Source organism: Microvirga sp. Mcv34 (assembly GCF_024519725.1).
GTDB lineage: Bacteria > Pseudomonadota > Alphaproteobacteria > Rhizobiales > Beijerinckiaceae > Microvirga.
Genome location: NZ_JALJRK010000015.1, coordinates 24550 through 43388 on the forward strand (window position 1 = coordinate 24550; position 18839 = coordinate 43388).

Consider the following 18839-nt stretch of genomic DNA (forward strand, 5'->3'; position numbering starts at 1 on the left):
AATATCTCGTAAGTCGGTCATTTCCGGTTGTCGGGCGGTCCATTACCGCCCCAATCCCATCTTCTGCGGGAGCCAGAGAGTCAGTTCCGGAATATAGGTGATCGCGATCAGCGCCAGCATCAAGGGGATGAGCCAGGGCAGGATCGCCACAGTGGTGCGCTCCACCGACAGCTTGGACACCCTCGCCAGGACGAAGAGGACCATGCCGAGGGGCGGATGAAGCAGCCCGATCATCAGGTTCAGCGTCATGATGAGCCCGAAATGGATCGGGTCTATGCCGAGCTTGAGCACGATGGGCAGCAGGATCGGCACCAGGATGGTGATGGCCGCGATGGTATCGATGAAGCAGCCCACGAACAGGATCAGGATGTTGGCGAGAAGCAGGAACACCCACTTGTTCTGCGTGAATCCGAGGATCGCGTCGGAGAGGATCTGGGCCGCCTGGCTGACCGTCAGGAGCCAGGCGAAGATCGACGCCGCCGTGACGATGAAGAGCACCGACGCGGTCGTCTCGATGGTGTCGAAGGTCGCCTTGGCGAGGCTTTTGAACGTCATCGAGCGATAGCGCACGAGGCCGAGGAACAGCGACCACAGGACCGCCGCGACCGCCGCCTCGGTGGGCGTGAAGAGGCCGAGCGTCATGCCGCCGATCAGGATGACCGGCGCCATCAGGGCCATCACGGCCGAGAAGTCGAAGAACCAGTCGAGGACGAGAAGCACGGCCAGCGCGATGCCGATGGCGACATTGGTGGAGAGGCCCGCCTGCATCATCAGCCACACGGCCACGGGGAACATCAGGACGATGACCACTTCGATGCTGGCATTGCCGAGCTGGCGCCACGAGAACGGCGTGTCCGATCCCCAACCGTTCTTGTAGGCGAAATAGGCCACCGTCGCCATCATCAGCAGAGTCATGACGATGCCGGGGATGAGGCCGCCGAGGAAAAGCGCCCCGATGGAGACGTTCGCCATCATGCCGTAGATCACGAAAGGCAGGGAGGGCGGGATGATCGGCCCCAGGGTCGCGGAAGCCGCCGTGACGCCGACGGCGAACTCCGTCGAGTAGCCATGGTCCTTCATGGCCTTGATCTCGATGGTCCCGAGACCGGCGGCATCCGCGATAGCCGTGCCGGACATGCCCGAGAACACCACCGAGCCGACGATGTTCACTTGGCCGAGGCCGCCCTTCATCCAGCCCACGAGAGCGACGGCGAAGGAGTAGATGCGGCCGGTCACGCCGGCAATGTTCATCAGGTTGCCGGCGAGGATGAAGAACGGAACGGCGAGGAGCGGGAAGCTCTCGACGCCGGCGATCATGCGCTGGGCCACGATGACGTCCGGGACGGTTCCGGTGGCGAGGATGTAGCACAGGGACGCGGCGGCCATCGCGATGGCGACGGGCAGGCCGAGGATCATCAGAATGAGGAAGGAGCCGATCAGGATGAGCATCAGGTTTCCGCCACTACAGGTGCATCGAAGGCTTCGGGCCGCTCGAGAACGGAATAGCCGCGGCGCCAATTGGCGACGGCAACCTGAACCGAGCGGAAGCTCATGAGGACGAAGCCGATGAAGACGAAGGCATAGGAGAGGTTCTTCGGCAGAGCGACGGTCGTCATCTGCTCGTCGCCGACGATGCTCATGTAGCGCCAGATGAGGAAGGCCCCATAGACGAAGAAGGACACGCGGATGATGTCGATCAACGTCGCCAGCACGCGGCCGAGGCCGGGTGAAAGATAGCGATAGAGAAAGTCGACCTGGATGTGGCGGTTCATGCGCACGCACATGGCCGACCCGACGAAGACCAGGGCCACGTTGAGATTAGTGGCGATCTCCTCCGTCCAGGCGAAGGAATCGTTCAGCACGTAGCGGGTGAAGAATTGAACGAAGACGGCGAGCGCCATGGCCCAGAACAGGCCTAAGGCCAGCCAATCCTCGAAGGCATAGCCCGAGAGATCGACCGGTGCGTGCTCGCTCTCGTCGAAGGTCTGCGCCAGTTCCTCGGCGCTGACCTGGGTGTGGACTTCGGTCTTCATCGGTCTTTTCAGCCTCTCAAGCGCGGAGCGTTTCCCTCGCGGTGGACAACAGGGAAAGGAGGGCCGCCCGGAGGCGGCCCCCCGCACCTCAGAGACCTTCCGACTTCAGGGCCTGGATCTTGTCGTAATCGGCCTTGCGGTAGCCGAGCGATTCCAGCGTGACGTTCTTCATCACGGCGTCCTTGAACTCGTCCTTGTTGACCTCCGTGATCGTCAGGCCCTTCTGCTTGAAGGTTTCGATCAGCTCCTTCTCCTTCGCCTGAATCTCCCCCGAGGCGCGGACGGCCGCTTCCTGGGCGACCTGGGCGAAGATCTTCTTGTCCTCATCCGAGAGCTTGGCCCAAAGCTGCTTGGAGATGATCGTCGCCAGGTGGTCGACGATATGGCCGGTGAGCACGATGTGCTTCTGCACTTCGAAGAACTTCTTGGCCTCGATGGTAGTCAGCGGGTTCTCCTGCGCGTCGACGGTGCCGTTCTGGAGCGCCAGATAGACTTCGGCGAAGGCGATCGGCGACGTGTTGGCCCCGCAGGAACGAGGCATGGCCAGATAGGCAGGCGCGTCCGGCACGCGGATCTTGAGACCCTTCATCTCGGCGCAGGTCTTGAAGGGCTTGTTCGTGGAGGTGTGGCGCACCCCGTAATAGGTGAGGGCGACCATCTGGTGCCCGGTTTTCTCGGCGTAGCCGGCGCTGAGCTCCTTGAAGACGTCGCTCTTCGCGAAGGCGAGCAGATGGCCGGAATCGCGGAAAATGTAAGGATAGTAGCCGATGCCGATGGGCGGGTAGCTGCGCGCCGCGAAGCTCGGGCCGGAGATGATCATGTCGACCGTGCCGAGCGACAGGCCCTGGTTGATGTCGCTCTCCTTGCCGAGCTGCGATGCCGGATAGACGTCGATCTGGTAGCGGTTGTTGGTGCGCTTGGCGATTTCCTGGGCGGCCCAGACGGATTGGGTATGGAAGGGCTCCGAGGTCTCGTAGACATGGGCCCATTTCAGCTTCGTCTGGGCGCTGGCCGGCAAGGCGGGCAGGATGGCGGTTGCGGCCGCGATGAGGCCAAAAGCTAGGCGGCGGGTCGGAAATGGCATAGGCGTTCCTCCGGGAAGCCGGCTCTGCGGCCGGTTGAAGAATGATCGCGGGCGGTTCGCCCGATCGAGGGATCCGACAAGCTGATGGCGTGGGCTCATCGGTTCGGCTAACATGTTAGGCAAATGGACGCGCTCGACAAGAGAAAAAGATACGATTTCCTCGTTCCCCTGGAGCGGGGCGCTCGGGGGCAGACGACCGAGAAGGTCGAAGCGTCCCTGCGGGCCGCCATCGTGGCGCTCGACTTCGCCCCTGGGGAATTCATCGACAAGGGCTCCGTCTGCGCGGCGCTCGGGGTCTCCCGGTTCCCGGTCTCCGAGGCCCTCACGCGCCTCGCCGCCGAGGGGCTGGTCGAGATCCTGCCCCAGCGCGGCTCCCGCGCGGCCCGCATCCGCCTGCCGGAGATCCGGGAATCGATGCTGATTCGGCGGGCCCTGGAGGGCATGGTGGCGGAAGCGGCCGCCACGCGCCTGTCGCCGGCCGCCATCGAGGCCCTGCGCGGCAACCTGGAGGCGCAGCAGGAGTCCGTCGCGCGCGGTGATCGGCCCGGCTTCTATGCCCTGGACCTGGAATTCCACACGATCTTGGTCGAGGGGCTGGGGATGCCCCGGGTCGCAGCCGTGATCGACGCCTCGCGGGCCAATATCGACCGGGTGCGCCGCCTGCTCTCCTCGCCCCGGCGCCATGCCGTCACCCTGGCCGAGCATCGGGAGCTCTTCCGCGCCCTTGAGGTGCACGACGCCCCGGCGGCCCGCCGGGCCATGGAGGCTCACCTGGAGGCGGTCGTGGAAGAACTGGAGCGCTTCTCCGTCGAGCACGCCGAGGTGTTCGTGCAGGCTTGAGCGGTGCCAGCGTCTCACGAAGTACCGCCGACGCGTGTCCTCGCGCTCGCCGCGCGCCCCTTCACCGGTGCCGCCGTGCAGTATATACCTGTCGGCAGGCGGCGGGGCGCACGTGAGCATCTGACCGAAAAGTGACTTGCACTTCCAGGGTCGTTTCCGATGCTTCACTCTTTGGTGGGCGCATCGTTCGGCACGGATACGCCGATCCGCACGATGCGTCGATGACAGGAGGCTTTCATGACACTCCAGATTGGCGATGTCGCGCCTGATTTCGAAGCAGAGACGACGGAAGGCCGTATCCGCTTTCACGACTGGATCGGCGATTCCTGGTGCGTGCTCTTCTCCCATCCCAAGGACTTCACGCCGGTCTGCACGACCGAGCTGGGATACATGGCCAGGATCAAGCCAGAGTTCGACCGGCGCGACGTGAAGATCATCGGGCTCAGCGTCGATCCCATCGACAATCACGCGCGCTGGGCGGAGGACATCCGCGAGACGCAAGGCACCGCGCCCAACTTTCCGATGATCGGCGACACCGATCTCTCGATCTCGAAACTCTACGGGATGCTTCCGGCGAGTGCGGGCGGCACGTCGGAAGGCAGGACGCCCGCGGACAACCAGACCGTCCGCAACGTGTTCGTCGTCGGGCCCGACAAGAAGATCAAGCTCGTGCTCGTGTATCCCATGACCACGGGGCGCAATTTCGACGAGGTGCTCCGCGTCATCGACTCGCTGCAGCTCACGGCGAAGCACCGCGTCGCGACGCCCGCGAATTGGAAGCAGGGCGAGGACGTCATCATCGCGGGGTCGGTGCCGGACGAGGAGGCCAAGAAGATTTATCCGCAAGGCTGGAAGGCGCCGAAGCCCTATATCAGGATCGTGCCGCAGCCCGATGCGTGACCCGTCGGGTCGAGAAGCATGAACGGTGGGGCGCATCCGCGTTCGAAGGAGCAGAAGCCATGAGCACAACAGCCGTCCCTCGATCGACGCCCGACCGTTCCGCCGCAAGGCCGCAGGTGGATGCGTTCTTCGACAAGCGCACCTGCAGCGTCCAGTACGTGGTGTCCGATCCCGCCACGCGGCGCTGCGCGCTCGTCGACCCGGTTCTCGATTACGACGAGAAGTCCGGTTCCATCGCGACCGCATCGGCCGATGCGCTACTCGCCTGCGTGAAGGAGAAGGGCCTGACCGTCGAGTGGATTCTCGACACGCATCCGCATGCGGACCATCTGTCGGCCGCCGCGTATCTCAAGGATCGCACGGGCGCGAAGACGGCCATCGGCGAGCGCGTCGTCGACGTGCAGCGGCTCTGGAAGACGATCTACAATCTCACCGATTTCGAAGCGGACGGCTCGCAATGGGATCGCCTGTTCGCCGACGGGGACGAATTCCGGATCGGCGACATAGGCGTGCGGGTCGTCTTCTCGCCGGGCCACACGCTCGCCTCCATCACCTACGTGGTCGGCGATGCCGCCTTCATCCACGATACGCTCTTCATGCCCGATTTCGGCACGGCCCGCTGCGACTTTCCCGGCGGCGACGCCAGGGCCCTGTGGCGCACCATCCAGCGCATTCTGTCCCTGCCCGAGGACACGCGCCTGTTCTCCGGCCACGACTACATGCCGGGCGGACGGCCTCCGGCCTGGGAGAGCACCGTCGCCGGGCAGAAGGCCCACAACGTGCATCTGGCTCAGGCCCGCACCGAGGACGAGTTCGTCGCCATGCGCCAGGCCCGCGACGCCAAGCTGCCGATGCCCAAGCTGATCCTGCACGCCCTCCAGGTGAACATGGCGGGAGGGCGTTTGCCGGAACCGGAGAGCAATGGGACCTGCTACCTCAAGATCCCGCTCGATGCGCTCCCCCGTTCGGTCTGGGACTGACGGCGCGTCACTTCCGTAAGGGTACTTTCGGGCGGGACAATGCTCTTGGCCGATGGGAAGCGGTTGATAGATGCGTCTCTCATTCCGTGTGGCAGGCGCTGCCAACCGGCTGTCATCGCGCTGAACCGTTTGCCCTCAAGGATTGCCCCGCTCCGGTCGGGCAGACCGAATACCACGTGAAAGGCGCCTGTCTGGAAGCTCCTTCCACCTGTCTTCCTCATCCGTCCGGAACCTCACGGGCGCTGATGATTTTGTCCCGCGAGACCCTAAAAACAAGGAAGCCTCCAGAGCCGACCGGGCCTGTCGAGACGCCGCCGGGGCTTGAGGGAGCAGGATCATGCTGCCGAAGAACGAGCAAGGCCTTGTCCAGACCCTGCGCCCCACCGTGAAGGCGCCGGTCTTTCCCAGCAATTCGACCGAATTCATCAACGTCATGGCCCATTATCACCGCGCCGAAATCGCCCGCATGGCGGGTTGGCGCGACCGGATCGACCGGACGACCAACTGGGCCATCACGGTGGTGGCCGCCATGCTGTCGGTCTCCCTCTCCACCTCGACCGCCCATCACGGCGTGCTGATCTTCGCCATGGTGCTGGTTCTCCTGCTGCTGGTGATCGAGGCGCGGCGCTACCGCTTCTTCGACGTGTACCGCAACCGCGTCCGTCGGATGGAGCGCAACTACTTCGCCCAGATCTTCGCCCCGGAGGAGGGTACGACCGACGAATGGGTCCAGAAGCTGGGCGAGGACCTCCGGCGCCCCCTGTTCCTGACCAGCACCAGCGAGGCGATCACCCGGCGTCTGCGGCGCAATTACTGCTGGATGTTCCTGATCCTGCTCTTCGCTTGGCTGGTGAAGACCACCTTCATCCGGATGCAGGAGAACGCCGTCGATGCCCACCTCGTCGGGTCGGTCGGGGAATGGGTCCGCAACGTCGCCATCGGGCCGATCCCCGGATGGGCCGTGATCGCCGGTCTGGCCGTCTTCTACGGCTGGATCCTCTACGCCACCCTGCGCAGGCCCAAGGGCGAAGGGGAGTTGGCCTTCGGCAATGTGCATGTCTGAAGGAACGTTGAAGATAAACTGTGCCGGACGCGGGCTTTGGGAGTATGATCAATCGCCGAGCATCGGCGTACAGGTTGGCCGAGGTCACTGTCATGAAAGCCATTCTGGTTCCGGTCGAACCCCACAGTTTCATCCGTTCGGTCCTGGACGCCGCCCTGCTGGTCGCGGGCCGGTTCGGGAGCCATGTGGAGGGGCTGGCGCTCGGTCCCGATATCCCGGAGGTCATCGCCTTCGACGTCCCGGTCGGCTGGACCATCCTGAGCGAAAAAGAGCAGCGCGAGCACCTGGCGCGATCCCAGCACCTCTTCGAGGAGTTCATGCTCTCTTGCGCGGTGCCACGGAAGTCGGAGGCGCCGGACGAGGTCACCTGCGACTTCATCGGGCAGCAGCTGTTCGGCGACAGCTACATCGGCAGCTTCGGCCGGGTGTTCGACCTGATCGTGCTCGGGCGCCCCGGATCGCAGGACGAGCCGCCGCGGATCGCAACCCTGGAAGCAGCCCTGTTCGAAGGCGGACGCCCCGTCCTCATGGTCCCGCCCGCGTCTCCGGCCTCGATCGGCGAGACGGTCGTGATCGCCTGGAACGGCAGCACGGAAACGGCCCGAACCGTGGCGCTCGCCATGCCCATCCTGAGGAAGGCCGGCCGGGTCATCGTCCTGTCGCTGGACGGCTGGGGAGGGGACGGTCCGAGCGGCGCGGAACTGGCGTTCCGCCTCGAGCGGAACGGCGTCCGGGCCGAGACGGCCTCCCGCCGACTGAACACGCGCTCCCCGGGCGAGGCTATTCTGGAGGACGCCGCCTCGTTCCATGCGGATCTTCTCGTCAAGGGCGCCTATACCCAGAGCCGCCTGAGGCAGATGATCTTCGGCGGCGCCACGAGCCACATCATCGCCCACGCGGGCATGCCGGTTCTGATGGCTCACTAGTGCTCGCGGTTGCGTTCTTCTTCAGCAGGTGGAGGCCGCCATGTATGTCGTCATTCGCAAGTTCAGCAAGATGCGCTCGGTGCCTGAGGCGGCGCGGCGGGCGGAGAGCGGGATCGGCCAGATCCTGCGGCAGTCCCCCGGGTTCCAGGCATATCATGTATTCGATTGCGGCGGCGGAGCGGGCGGCTCCATCACCCTGTTCGACAGCCGCGAAACGGCTCTTGCGGCCAATGAAAAGGCCCTGTCGTGGATTCGCGCCAGCCTGGCAGATCTGATTCAAGGCGAACCGGAGATCACGGCCGGGGAGATTTTGGCAACAGTGAAGCCTTGATGGCGCGAGCTGTTTTGTGTGAGCTGTCGGAGCCTGTCGATAACCGGCATTTGCGCCTTTAGAAACGGCACAGCCTATGGCCGAATGGTGTTTCGTTCCTAGTTTCCTCGGGAGGAGAACGAAAGACCATGCAGGATTATGGACCGCTGACCCTCCACGTGCCCGAACCCGCCGTTCGACCGGGCGGCACGCCCGACTTCTCGAATGTGAAGATCCCCAAGGCCGGAGCCGTCCCGCGCCCCGACGTGGACGTGGAGCCGGAAACCATCCGCGACCTCGCCTTCTCAATCATCCGCGTTCTCAACCGCGCCGGCGAGGCGGTCGGCCCCTGGGCCGGGCTCCTGAGCGACGAGGAGCTCATCGAGGGCATGCGCAACATGATGACCCTGCGTACCTTCGATGCGCGCATGTTGATCGCGCAGCGGCAGGGCAAGACCTCCTTCTACATGCAGCATCTGGGCGAGGAGGCCATCAGCTGCGCCTTCCGGAAGGCGCTCTCGCCGGGCGACATGAACTTTCCGACCTACCGGCAGGCCGGCCTCCTGATCGCCGGCGGCTATTCCATGGTCGACATGATGTGTCAGGTCTATTCGAATTCGCGCGATCCTTTGAAGGGACGGCAGCTCCCCGTCATGTATTCCTCCAAGGAGCATGGGTTCTTCACGATCTCGGGCAACCTCGCCACGCAATATGTTCAGGCGGTCGGCTGGGCCATGGCCTCGGCCATCCGCAACGACACCAAGATCGCGGCGGCCTGGATCGGCGACGGATCGACGGCGGAATCGGATTTCCACGCGGCCCTCGTCTTCGCGTCCACCTACAAGGCGCCGGTCATCCTCAACATCGTCAACAATCAATGGGCGATCTCCACGTTCCAGGGTATTGCCCGGGGCGGGGCGGGAACGTTCGCCGCGCGCGGCCTGGGCTTCGGCATCCCCTCGCTGCGCGTCGACGGCAACGATTATCTCGCCGTCTATGCGGTGGCGAAATGGGCGGCCGAGCGGGCCCGGCGCAATCTCGGGCCGACGCTCGTCGAATACGTCACCTACCGGGTCGGCGCGCATTCGACGTCGGACGATCCCTCCGCCTATCGCCCGAAGACCGAATCCGATGCCTGGCCCCTGGGCGATCCCATCATGCGGCTGAAGAACCATCTCATCCTGCGCGGCGCCTGGTCTGAGGAGCGGCACAAGCAGGCAGAGGCCGAGATCCTCGACACGGTGATCGCGGCCCAGAAGGAGGCGGAGAGCTACGGCACGCTTCATGCGGGCGCCAAGCCGTCCGCCCGCGAGATCTTCGACGGGGTGTATGCCGAGATGCCGCCGCATCTGCGGCGGCAGCGCCAGCAGGCGGGAGTTTGAAGCCATGGCGCGCATGACGATGATTGAAGCCATCCGCGACGCCATGGACGTGATGATGGCGCGCGACGAGCGCGTCGTGGTCTTCGGCGAGGATGTGGGCTATTTCGGCGGCGTCTTCCGCTGCACGGCCGGCCTCCAGCAGAAATACGGCAAGACGCGCTGCTTCGATGCGCCGATCAGCGAAGCCGGCATCGTGGGAACGGCCATCGGCATGGCGAGCTATGGACTGCTGCCCTGTATCGAGATCCAGTTCGCCGATTACATGTACCCGGCCTATGACCAGATCGTGTCCGAGGCGGCCCGGCTGCGCTACCGCTCGAACGGCGAATTCACCTGTCCCATGGTCATTCGGATGCCGACCGGCGGCGGCATCTTCGGCGGGCAGACCCATAGCCAGAGCCCCGAGGCCCTGTTCACGCACGTGTCGGGCCTGAAGACGGTTGTGCCGTCCAATCCCCGGGACGCCAAGGGGCTCCTGATCGCGGCCATCGAGGATCCCGATCCCGTGATCTTCCTGGAGCCGAAACGTCTCTACAACGGTCCCTTCGACGGGCATCACGACCGCCCGGTGACGCCGTGGTCGAAGCACGATCTGAGCGAAGTGCCGACGGGTCATTTCAACCTGCCGCTCGGCAAGGCTTCCATCGTGCGCGAAGGCGCCGCCGTGACGGTTCTGGCCTATGGCACGATGGTCTACGTGGCGCAGGCGGCCGCAGCGGAAACTGGGATCGACGCGGAGATCATCGACCTGCGAACCCTGATTCCGCTCGACTTGGAAACGATTGCCGCCTCCGTCAGCAAGACGGGTCGGTGCGTGGTCGTGCACGAAGCCACCCTCACGTCCGGTTTCGGGGCGGAGTTGGCGGCTCTCGTCCAGGAGAACTGCTTCTTCCACCTGGAAGCGCCCGTCGCCCGCGTCACGGGATGGGACACACCCTACCCGCATGCTCAGGAATGGGATTACTTCCCGGGGCCGGCCCGCGTCGGCCGCGCTCTCGTCGAGACGATGGAGGCCTGACATGGGCGAGCACCTGATCAAAATGCCCGATGTCGGGGAAGGAATCGCCGAGGCCGAACTGGTCGAGTGGCATGTGAAGGTCGGCGACCTCGTCCGCGAGGATGCGGTGCTGGCCGCCGTCATGACCGACAAGGCCACGGTGGAAATTCCCTCGCCCGTCGATGGCGAGGTCCTGTGGCTCGGGGCCGATATCGGCGACGTGGTGGCCATCGGCTCGCCCCTGATCCGGCTGAAGGTCGAAGGGGAGGGCAGCGGATCCTCCGGGAGCGGCCCGTCGGAAAAGGCGGCCGAGCCGCCTGCCAGAACCGGCGAGATCGAGGCGCAGGCGGATGGCGCAGTCAAAGTTCCGGACGCCATCGTCGAACGGCAGGCAAAAAGCACGCCGCCGCAGCCGGTTGCCGAGAAGCCGCACGCTCCCGCCGCGAGAATGCATCGCGCACCGGTGACGCGCGCCGAGGGCGAGAGGCCGGTTGCCTCTCCGGCCGTCCGGTTGAGGGCGCGGGAGGCCGGAATCGATCTGCGGCAGGTTCCGGGCTCCGGTCCCGCGGGCCGGATCACCCACGAGGATCTGGACGCCTTCTTCACCCATGGGCGCCAAGTCGCGAAGACGCCGGGGCTCGCCCAGAACACGTCCGTGGAGCACATCAAGGTCGTCGGCCTTCGCCGCAAGATCGCGGAGAAGATGGCGATAGCGAAATCGCACATCCCACACATCACCTATGTGGAAGAGGTCGATGTCACGGCGCTCGAGGATCTGCGTGCGGCGCTCAATGCGAACAAGCGCGCCGACCGACCGAAACTGACGCTGCTCCCGTTCCTCATGCGCGCGATGGTGAGGGCCATCGCCGAGCAGCCTCACCTGAACTCCGTCTACGACGATGAAGCGGGCGTGGTGCACCAGCATGGCGGCGTCCACGTCGGCATTGCGACGCAGACGGGCTCCGGCCTCATGGTGCCGGTGGTGAAGCATGCGGAAGCGCGTGACCTGTGGGAATGTGCGGCGGAGCTGAACCGGCTCGCGGAGGCGGCCAAGTCCGGTCTCGCCACCCGTGAGGAACTGGGCGGATCAACGATCACCATCACGTCGCTCGGCGCCATGGGCGGCATCGTCACCACGCCGGTGATCAATTATCCGGAGGTCGCCATCATCGGCGTCAACAAGATGATGGTGCGGCCGGTCTGGGACGGCTCGACCTTCATCCCCCGCAAAATAATGAACCTGTCGTCCAGCTTCGATCACCGCATCATCGACGGCTGGGACGCGGCGGTCTTCGTGCAGCGCATCAAGACGCTGCTGGAGACACCCGCCATGATCTTCGTGGAGGCTTAAATCCGATGAAGGATATTTCCTGCAAGCTCCTCGTCATCGGAGCCGGGCCGGGCGGCTATGTCTGCGCCATCCGGGCCGGTCAGCTCGGGCTCGATACGGTGATCGTCGACCCTGGCAAGCCCGGCGGCACCTGCCTCAACGTCGGCTGCATCCCCTCCAAGGCGCTCATTCATGCGGCCGAGGAATACGACCGGATCGCTCATCTGGCGCACGGCCGGAACCCTCTCGGGATCACGGCCGCGAAGCCTGAGATCGACCTATCCCAGACGATCGCCTGGAAGGACGGCATCGTCGGGCGCCTCAACAGCGGCGTGTCCGGGCTGCTCAAGAAGGCGAAGGTGAAGATCGTCCAGGGCCATGCGCGTTTTCGCGACGGCAAGACGGTCGAGGTCGAGACGGAAACGGGCCTTCAGATCATCCGGGCCGAGAACGTGGTGATCGCGACGGGATCGGCTCCCGTCGAACTGCCGAACCTGCCGTTCGGCGGGCCCGTGATCTCCTCGACCGACGCGCTTTCCTTGACCTCCGTCCCGGAACGCCTCGTCGTGGTCGGCGGCGGTTATATCGGCCTCGAACTCGGCACGGCTTTCGCAAAGATGGGCGCGACGGTGACGGTCGTCGAGGCTCAGAGCCGCATCCTGCCGCAATACGACGCGGAGCTGACGCGTCCTGTCGCCAAGAGGCTGCAGGCCCTCGGGATCGCGGTGATGACCGGCACCAAGGCGAAAGGCTTGGCGAAGGCGGGCGGCTCCTTGCTGGTCGAGGCGGAGGACGGCTCGGAAAAGGCCCTGGAGGGCGACAGGATCCTCGTCACCGTCGGCCGGAGGCCGGTCACGCGAGGATGGGGGCTGGACGAACTCGTCCTCGACATGGACGGCCCCTTCATCCGCATCGACGAGCGGTGCCAGACGTCGATGCGCGGAATCTACGCGATCGGCGACGTGACGGGAGAGCCGATGCTGGCCCATCGTGCCATGGCGCAGGGCGAGATGACGGCCGAAATCGTCGCGGGTCACAGGCGCGTCTGGGACAAGCGCAGTATTCCGGCGGTTTGCTTCACCGATCCCGAGATCGTCACCGTCGGACTGGCGCCGGATGAGGCGCGCCGAACGGGCGTCGAGATCAAGCTGGGGCAGTTCCCGTTCTCGGCCAATGGCCGCGCGATGACCAGGATGGGCGAGGACGGATTCGTGCGGGTCGTTGCCCGCGCGGACAACCACCTGGTGCTCGGGATCCAGGCCGTTGGGCAGGGCATCTCCGAACTGGCAGCCGCCTTCAGTCTGGCGCTCGAGATGGGCGCGCGCCTCGAGGATATCGCCGGTACGATCCATGCGCATCCGACGCAAGGAGAGGCCTTCCAGGAGGCGGCGCTCAAGGCGCTGGGAATGGAGCTTCATATTTAGCGTGGGGTGACGATACGACAGCTTGCGATCCGGCACTAAGCTTCCATCGCCCACGCTCCACGACGAGGGGTACCGGTGAGTTCGAGCGCGGAATCGCCGTCAGGGAATGTCCGTGCCCGATCCCGTGGTCGAATGTGCGACGGGCGTCTCTTTGCCGCTCGGCGCGCAGAGGTTCGCGGCTTGCAGCAATCCGTACCCATAGGTCTTGTCGCGGCCTGGTGTGCCGAGATCGAGCGTGCTGCTCTCCAGGGTTGCCCGAAGATCCGTCGCGTTCGGCGAAATGCTGGAGGCGCTGAGGATCGCTGCCGCGGCCGTTACGAACGGAACCGCATAGGAGGTGCCGCTCTTGACGGTGCTCCCGTCCGACGAGGCGACCCATAGATCCACCCCTGGGGCGGCGATATCGATGTATTCGCCCTGCGTCGCCCGCGAATAGATCGTGAGCTTCTTGTCGATCGCCGTGACGGCGATCACGCCCGGATAGGCGGCAGGATAGGACGGCTCCGCTCCCGCGCCGTTATTGCCAGCCGCCGCAAGAATGATCATGCCTTTCGCCTGGGCGGAAGCAATCGCCCGCTTCAGAACTTCATTGGAAGGCCCGGACAGGCTCATGTTGACAATGCGGATGTCGCGCTCCGCCAAGGCTTCCAGAGCTCGCACGAGGGTCACCACGTCGGTCCGGTCCGCCGTTCCGCTGTCCCGGTAAAAGGCGTCCACTGCCACGAGACGCTCATTGGGGAGGAGGCCTGGCGTAGGGCTGTCGTTCCTGCCGACGAGGAGGGCGGCGATCGCCGTGCCATGATCCCGCTGGGACGGGCTGCCACGCAGATCGAGGCTCGGCAGGATTTCGATGGACTGCCCTTTCAGCGCGTCGTGGTCAGGATTGATGCCCGTGTCGATCACGCCAATCGTTGGGGTTGGGCTGCATTGTTCGGAAGCGGACGCGCTCCAGCCGACGAGCGAGATCGCCTCGCAGCTTGGGCCGGTGCAGTTCGCCGGCCCTTCATCCGTATAATAGTAATGATCGAGATCGACCGTCGCGTTTCCATCGACCATGCGGATCTTGCGCTCGGCCTGGCTGAGAGACATCCCCCGCGGTGGGATGAGCTGAACGACACTCGCGAGACTGCCGCTCGTCTGCTTCTCCGTCCGGAAACCCTGCGCGCTCAGGCGTGCCAAGCTGCTCGATGTCAGGCCCACCGCGACAAGCGAGTTCTTCGCTCGCGCGGGTTTGGCAAGAGACTGGCTGGCTGAGGCTACGGGCACTCTGCGAGCGGCAGACTGCACCGGGCTCGCTGGGCGGGCATTCATGCTCTTGGCCGCGGCTCGCGCCTTAGCCGCCTCGCCCGGATGCACCGAGGATTGTTTCGCACGAACGTTTGAGGATGCGGATTTGGCTTTCGAAGCGTTCGGTTGCGGTTTCGCTTTTCCGGCCGGGGCTGCCGATGGAGCCGTCAGCGCGCGAAGGCTCTCGGAGATCGCTCCGAACAGGGCCGACAATCCCCCGGTCAATGTGGGCTCCGCTTGGTTCTTGCCCGAAGAGCTTCCCGCTGTCCGGCCTAGAGCCTTTCCGTTGTCTGCACCCTTTCCTTGCCCGGCCGAACCGCTCTGGCCGGCGGGACTTCCCTGTCCCGACGGGTTCCCCGCGCTCGAAGCGGCGCCTTGCCCGGATGTATTGCCACGGGAGCCGGAATTGCCCTGCCCGGCATTGGCGCTTCCGCCACCGGGGCTGTTTCCATTGCTCGCACGCCCACCATTGCCGTTGCCCTTGTTGCTGGCGTTCCCTGCTGCGTCGCTCCGTCCTGAAGCGCCGTCGCCGCCCGCATTGCCGCTGTTCCCGGCATTGCCGTTTCCGCTATTTCCGGCGTTACCGTTCCCGTTGTTTCCGGCATTGCCTTTGCCGCCCGAATTGCCGTTCTCGTTGCCTCCGCTGTTTCCCCGACCGCCGCCGTTGTTGCCGTCCCTGGCGATCGCGGAGGCGTTTAGCACAATGAGATTGCCGTTCTTGGCTGTTTCGACCTGAAACTCCAGCGGGTACACGACAGTGAGGCACGATACGGCAATCAGTAGATGGCGTTGTCCTGACTTCATCGAAACGCTCACCCTTGCAGCGGAATTCCCGGTGAGATCCTCGGGAGCAGATTGGGTCCACCGGATCCAACTGGCAATAACGGCCAAGGCATAGGGTTTGTTTCATCCCGCGGAGAGGCGCAGGGAAAATCGGAAAGCCGCCAGTCCTAAGGATAGACTTGCCGGAACTATTCTTGAAACGATGTCTAATTTCGTCCTTTGATGAACATAAGATGAATAACCGCAAGGTATGATTGCGCTATGCAGTCTCCGGTGTCCATATTCGGCCGAACCCAGCGTTCCGGTTAAGTGAACTAAACTCGAATTTGCTCTGAAACTACTTGGTGAATGACGCGTTGTCGGTTGCCGGGTGCGAAACCCGAACATTCATTCAGGAGTAAGATCATGTCGAAGAAGTTCCTTGCCGCAGCTACTGTTCTCGCCGCTCTTGCCCCTGCGGCCGCCTTCGCTCAGTCGGGTGGCGCAGCGGCCGGTGCCGCCACGGGCGCGGTCGGCGGTGCTATCGTCGGCGGTCCGGTCGGTGCGGCCGTGGGTGGCGTGACGGGTGCCATCGTCGGCGGTATCGCGGACCAGCAGCAGCCGCAGTTCCGCCAGTATGTGACGACCCAGTCCGTCCCGTCTTACACCTACAAGGAAGAGGTGCGTGTGGGCGCGGTTCTGCCCGAGTCCGGCGTGACCTATCACGAGGTGCCGGCCCAGTACAAAGTGAAGGGCTACAAGTACACCGTCGTGAACGACACCCCCGTGCTGGTCGAGCCGAGCACCCGCAAGATCGTGCAGGTCATCCACTAAGTTTCACGGTTTCTCTGACCTCGACGACGGGCGGCCTCTCGGCCGCCCGTTTTCGTATCGGGAGCGATTGCTCTTTTCCACTTGAGATTGGAATAAAGCGACTAGGTTCATCGTTATGGAGCAATAGGCCATGCGGAGCAGGAATGCCGGCAGCCATAGGACAGGAACTGGTGGCGCTTCTGCCACGGCTGAGGCGCTTCGCGCTCGTATTGTGTCGCTCGCAACCCCTTGCGGACGATCTCGTCCAAGGCGCTTGTGAACGTGCGCTCGCCAATGCGGACAGCTGGTCCCCCGGGACCAAGTTCGACGCATGGATGTTCCGAATTCTCCGCAATTACTGGATCGATCACCTGAGACGGATGAGAACCGAAGGTATGGCGGAAGATCTATCGCAGCAAACGCAACTTGTCGGCGATCCAGGCGAAGGGCCGATCCTGAGCAGGCTGGTCCTGTCCGAGGTCCAGCGTGCCATCGATCATTTGCCTCAAGAGCAAAGGGAGGTTCTCCTGCTCGTCTGTGCCGAGGATCTCAGCTACCGGGAGACCGCCGAGATCCTCGGTGTTCCCATTGGGACCGTCATGAGCCGCCTGGCGCGGGCGCGCAAGCGGCTGATGGAACTGACGGCGGCCGCCTAGACGCGGACGGTATGAAAAGGGGAGCCGATAGAATGTCCCAGCTACATCTCAGCGATGAGATCCTGATGGCCTTTGCCGATGGTGAACTTGACGGGCCCACGGCGACGGCCATGGCCAAGGCGATGGCCGAAGATCCTCTGGTGGCTAAGCGCGTCGTGGAATTCCAGCAAAGTCGCCGCCTGGCGCGATCCGCCTTCTCGGCCGTTTCTCTGCCCGATGTCCCGCCGCACCTGAGAGCGGCCGTGTCCGCTCAGATCGAGGCCTATGAGGGTGGGCGAAAGCCCAGCCCGGCTGCGGATGTCAAGCCGCTGAAGAGCGGCTGGTTCGGGCGACGGTCCTCATTCGTGCCCATGGCTCTGGCGGCATCGATCGCAGCTGTTGCAATCGGCTTGGGGTATTTCGCCGGATCCTGGGAGAGAGTAGGGGCCGGGGGGCTCATGGCCAGGCTGGAGAGCCCCATGGTCCACAACGCCTTGAGCAGGAGCGCCGCGGGCCAGGACGTGGAGCTGCCGTTCGGCCGGCTGCGGGTCATCTCGACTTACCACCTAGCGAATGGATCCCTCTGTCGTGAATTCCGGCTGCAAGCTTCCCGTGAGGCGGCCGAGGCTGTTGCCTGCCGCAGAGACGAATGGAAGACGACCTTCGCTGTGGCGAAGGTGGTGAACGACGGCGATTATGCGCCAAGCGGGGGCGACGACCTGATGGCGACCTATTTGCAGAGCATCGGTGCAGGCGAAGTCTTGGTCGGTGAAGCAGAAGCTCGGGCTCTTGCGGAGGCGAACCGCTAAGCTTCAGCGTCAAGGTCCCTAGCCTGTATGTCCGGGAAATTTGGAGGAAGCTGGAATAAACCCACGCGCCGATCCGTTCTCTGCTAACGCCCGGACCGTGAGAGAGTGTGAGGATGAAAGCCGCGTATCATCTGGCGTTAGCTGTTCTCTCGATGGGAGCTGTTGTGGCGCCTACGACGGCACCGAACGCGACAGATCCGGTAACGGCATCGATATTCCAAGCTCATGTCATCCCGGATATCGTCAGTCATGTTGCCGCGGAAGTGTCCTCGAGACTGACCACAAATCGGCAGGGAGCGGCGGCAGATGACGTCGAACTGAGAATCTCTATCGGAGAAAGTCTCTCCCACTCCATCGAGCTGCATCCGATACCGAGGCATGAAACCTATCGCTATGCCATGGTCGACGGACATCGGCTCATCGTCGACGCGGCATCCCGCAATATCATCTACGTCATACAATGAAAGCCCCGAGGTCATAGGGCGGGGACAATGTTGACCTGCCCGAAGAAAGGGTGGCCGGATCATGGCACTGCATAGTGTGAACGGAGCATGCTTCGAACTCGACGGCAGAGGCCGCTTCTCCGCCATCGTTTTTCCTGTTTGTAGGAACCATGTGCTGCGTCTCGGTTTGGAAAGCCTCCTGTCCGAGACTGATTTTACCGTTTGGCATGAGAACATCGATGGCTTCGCGTGCCTGCCCGCCGTTCAGGCTGGAGTCGCTGCGCTTTTCATCATCGATGCGAGCAGCTTCGCGAACGGAGCCATCGACCTCGTCAAGAGATTGAAATCTCATGCTCCTGCGGCAAGGATCGTCATCGTGGCGGACACCTTCGATCCACACACCGTGAGCATGGCTTGGGATGCAGGCGTTCACGGATTCTGTCTGTCGCATCATAGGCGGGAGGTTTTCATCAGGTCACTGGAATTGGTGATGCTGGGCGAAGCTGTCCTCCCTGCAACCATTGTTCTGCCGATGGCAGGACTGGATACTCACCATCATCGCCATGCATATACGGGTGGCGCTCAGCACGGGCATGTCGCGGCGCCACCTCTATCGCATCGAGAGGTCGAGATATTGGCCTGCCTGCGGGACGGCGCTCCCAACAAGGTCATTGCACGCAAGCTGAGCCTCTCCGAAGCGACAGTGAAGGTTCACGTCAAAACGCTTTTGAGGAAGATCGGCGTCTGCAATCGAACCCAGGCTGCCTTATGGGCGACAAGACATGCCGCGGCCGATTTGAAGTCACTATAGTCGGAGAGGG

General features: G+C 63.9%; 19 protein-coding genes. 15 read left to right on the plus strand and 4 right to left on the minus strand.

The annotated features are described in order from the left end of the window. Positions 1-42: 42 nt before the first annotated feature. The 3 genes from OC446_RS10590 to OC446_RS10600 all read right to left on the minus strand — a co-directional run bounded on the left by OC446_RS10590 (position 43) and on the right by OC446_RS10600 (position 3117). A complete protein-coding gene (locus OC446_RS10590) occupies positions 43-1449 on the minus strand; it encodes a TRAP transporter large permease (protein ID WP_262028990.1) in 1407 nt (468 codons plus the stop codon). Next, positions 1449-2033 (minus strand): TRAP transporter small permease, encoded by a 585-nt coding sequence (locus OC446_RS10595; RefSeq protein WP_262028991.1) that lies wholly within the window; start codon positions 2031-2033, stop codon positions 1449-1451. Before OC446_RS10595 ends, OC446_RS10590 begins: the two co-directional genes overlap by 1 nt. Before the next feature lie 88 nt (positions 2034-2121). Beyond that, on the minus strand, positions 2122-3117 hold the full coding sequence (locus OC446_RS10600) for a sialic acid TRAP transporter substrate-binding protein SiaP (protein WP_262028992.1): 996 nt from the start codon (positions 3115-3117) through the stop codon (positions 2122-2124). Between the two features lie 123 nt (positions 3118-3240). Here OC446_RS10600 and OC446_RS10605 point away from each other — a divergent pair, with 123 nt between their 5' ends. From OC446_RS10605 to lpdA, 10 genes are all read left to right on the plus strand, one after another. Beyond that, positions 3241-3957, plus strand: coding sequence for a GntR family transcriptional regulator (locus OC446_RS10605; protein ID WP_262028993.1), 717 nt, complete (start codon positions 3241-3243; stop codon positions 3955-3957). 237 nt (positions 3958-4194) lie between these two features. Then, entirely contained in the window at positions 4195-4857 is a 663-nt protein-coding gene (locus OC446_RS10610) for a peroxiredoxin (RefSeq protein WP_262028994.1), read from the plus strand. 59 nt (positions 4858-4916) lie between these two features. Beyond that, positions 4917-5837: an MBL fold metallo-hydrolase gene (locus OC446_RS10615; RefSeq protein ID WP_262028995.1), complete on the plus strand. Its 921-nt coding sequence runs from the start codon at positions 4917-4919 to the stop codon at positions 5835-5837. Positions 5838-6174: 337 nt separating this feature from the next. After that, positions 6175-6900 carry a DUF2270 domain-containing protein gene (locus tag OC446_RS10620; protein WP_262028996.1) on the plus strand — a complete coding sequence of 242 codons (726 nt, stop codon included), beginning with the start codon at positions 6175-6177 and terminating at the stop codon, positions 6898-6900. Between the two features lie 92 nt (positions 6901-6992). Further along, positions 6993-7826, plus strand: coding sequence for a universal stress protein (locus OC446_RS10625; protein WP_262028997.1), 834 nt, complete (start codon positions 6993-6995; stop codon positions 7824-7826). Positions 7827-7866: 40 nt separating this feature from the next. After that, a complete protein-coding gene (locus OC446_RS10630) occupies positions 7867-8157 on the plus strand; it encodes a hypothetical protein (RefSeq protein WP_262028998.1) in 291 nt (96 codons plus the stop codon). A 128-nt stretch (positions 8158-8285) separates the two neighbouring features. Then, complete coding sequence (locus OC446_RS10635; RefSeq protein WP_262028999.1) at positions 8286-9518, plus strand: 3-methyl-2-oxobutanoate dehydrogenase (2-methylpropanoyl-transferring) subunit alpha; 1233 nt, start codon at positions 8286-8288, stop codon at positions 9516-9518. Between the two features lie 4 nt (positions 9519-9522). Then, the gene (locus OC446_RS10640) at positions 9523-10536 is read left to right on the plus strand and encodes an alpha-ketoacid dehydrogenase subunit beta (protein ID WP_262029000.1); all 1014 of its coding nucleotides are present in this window, start codon (positions 9523-9525) and stop codon (positions 10534-10536) included. Position 10537: 1 nt separating this feature from the next. Next, positions 10538-11866 (plus strand): dihydrolipoamide acetyltransferase family protein, encoded by a 1329-nt coding sequence (locus tag OC446_RS10645; protein ID WP_262029001.1) that lies wholly within the window; start codon positions 10538-10540, stop codon positions 11864-11866. Between the two features lie 5 nt (positions 11867-11871). Beyond that, positions 11872-13269: a dihydrolipoyl dehydrogenase gene (gene lpdA / locus OC446_RS10650; RefSeq protein ID WP_262029002.1), complete on the plus strand. Its 1398-nt coding sequence runs from the start codon at positions 11872-11874 to the stop codon at positions 13267-13269. A gap of 99 nt (positions 13270-13368) precedes the next feature. Here the strand turns inward: lpdA and OC446_RS10655 are convergent, their stop codons facing one another. Next, on the minus strand, positions 13369-15360 hold the full coding sequence (locus OC446_RS10655) for a S8 family serine peptidase (protein ID WP_262029003.1): 1992 nt from the start codon (positions 15358-15360) through the stop codon (positions 13369-13371). A gap of 384 nt (positions 15361-15744) precedes the next feature. Here OC446_RS10655 and OC446_RS10660 point away from each other — a divergent pair, with 384 nt between their 5' ends. The 5 genes from OC446_RS10660 to OC446_RS10680 all read left to right on the plus strand — a co-directional run bounded on the left by OC446_RS10660 (position 15745) and on the right by OC446_RS10680 (position 18829). Then, on the plus strand, positions 15745-16152 hold the full coding sequence (locus tag OC446_RS10660) for a DUF1236 domain-containing protein (protein WP_262029004.1): 408 nt from the start codon (positions 15745-15747) through the stop codon (positions 16150-16152). A gap of 143 nt (positions 16153-16295) precedes the next feature. After that, positions 16296-16787, plus strand: a complete 492-nt coding sequence (locus tag OC446_RS10665) for an RNA polymerase sigma factor (protein WP_262029005.1) — start codon at positions 16296-16298, stop codon at positions 16785-16787. A 32-nt stretch (positions 16788-16819) separates the two neighbouring features. Further along, the gene (locus OC446_RS10670; protein WP_262029006.1) at positions 16820-17575 is read left to right on the plus strand and encodes a hypothetical protein; all 756 of its coding nucleotides are present in this window, start codon (positions 16820-16822) and stop codon (positions 17573-17575) included. Positions 17576-17688: 113 nt separating this feature from the next. After that, positions 17689-18039, plus strand: coding sequence for a DUF1236 domain-containing protein (locus OC446_RS10675; RefSeq protein ID WP_262029007.1), 351 nt, complete (start codon positions 17689-17691; stop codon positions 18037-18039). 61 nt (positions 18040-18100) lie between these two features. After that, on the plus strand, positions 18101-18829 hold the full coding sequence (locus OC446_RS10680) for a response regulator transcription factor (protein ID WP_262029008.1): 729 nt from the start codon (positions 18101-18103) through the stop codon (positions 18827-18829). Positions 18830-18839: the final 10 nt, after the last annotated feature.

What these genes read in the sequence shown, in the direction of transcription:
- OC446_RS10590 (WP_262028990.1), bottom strand. Translation starts at nt 1,449, where the DNA reads ATGCTCATCCTGATCGGCTCCTTCCTCATTCTGATGATCCTCGGCCTG.
- OC446_RS10595 (WP_262028991.1), bottom strand. Translation starts at nt 2,033, where the DNA reads ATGAAGACCGAAGTCCACACCCAGGTCAGCGCCGAGGAACTGGCGCAG.
- OC446_RS10600 (WP_262028992.1), bottom strand. Translation starts at nt 3,117, where the DNA reads ATGCCATTTCCGACCCGCCGCCTAGCTTTTGGCCTCATCGCGGCCGCA.
- OC446_RS10605 (WP_262028993.1), top strand. Translation starts at nt 3,241, where the DNA reads ATGGACGCGCTCGACAAGAGAAAAAGATACGATTTCCTCGTTCCCCTG.
- OC446_RS10610 (WP_262028994.1), top strand. Translation starts at nt 4,195, where the DNA reads ATGACACTCCAGATTGGCGATGTCGCGCCTGATTTCGAAGCAGAGACG.
- OC446_RS10615 (WP_262028995.1), top strand. Translation starts at nt 4,917, where the DNA reads ATGAGCACAACAGCCGTCCCTCGATCGACGCCCGACCGTTCCGCCGCA.
- OC446_RS10620 (WP_262028996.1), top strand. Translation starts at nt 6,175, where the DNA reads ATGCTGCCGAAGAACGAGCAAGGCCTTGTCCAGACCCTGCGCCCCACC.
- OC446_RS10625 (WP_262028997.1), top strand. Translation starts at nt 6,993, where the DNA reads ATGAAAGCCATTCTGGTTCCGGTCGAACCCCACAGTTTCATCCGTTCG.
- OC446_RS10630 (WP_262028998.1), top strand. Translation starts at nt 7,867, where the DNA reads ATGTATGTCGTCATTCGCAAGTTCAGCAAGATGCGCTCGGTGCCTGAG.
- OC446_RS10635 (WP_262028999.1), top strand. Translation starts at nt 8,286, where the DNA reads ATGCAGGATTATGGACCGCTGACCCTCCACGTGCCCGAACCCGCCGTT.
- OC446_RS10640 (WP_262029000.1), top strand. Translation starts at nt 9,523, where the DNA reads ATGGCGCGCATGACGATGATTGAAGCCATCCGCGACGCCATGGACGTG.
- OC446_RS10645 (WP_262029001.1), top strand. Translation starts at nt 10,538, where the DNA reads ATGGGCGAGCACCTGATCAAAATGCCCGATGTCGGGGAAGGAATCGCC.
- lpdA (WP_262029002.1), top strand. Translation starts at nt 11,872, where the DNA reads ATGAAGGATATTTCCTGCAAGCTCCTCGTCATCGGAGCCGGGCCGGGC.
- OC446_RS10655 (WP_262029003.1), bottom strand. Translation starts at nt 15,360, where the DNA reads ATGAAGTCAGGACAACGCCATCTACTGATTGCCGTATCGTGCCTCACT.
- OC446_RS10660 (WP_262029004.1), top strand. Translation starts at nt 15,745, where the DNA reads ATGTCGAAGAAGTTCCTTGCCGCAGCTACTGTTCTCGCCGCTCTTGCC.
- OC446_RS10665 (WP_262029005.1), top strand. Translation starts at nt 16,296, where the DNA reads ATGCCGGCAGCCATAGGACAGGAACTGGTGGCGCTTCTGCCACGGCTG.
- OC446_RS10670 (WP_262029006.1), top strand. Translation starts at nt 16,820, where the DNA reads ATGTCCCAGCTACATCTCAGCGATGAGATCCTGATGGCCTTTGCCGAT.
- OC446_RS10675 (WP_262029007.1), top strand. Translation starts at nt 17,689, where the DNA reads ATGAAAGCCGCGTATCATCTGGCGTTAGCTGTTCTCTCGATGGGAGCT.
- OC446_RS10680 (WP_262029008.1), top strand. Translation starts at nt 18,101, where the DNA reads ATGGCACTGCATAGTGTGAACGGAGCATGCTTCGAACTCGACGGCAGA.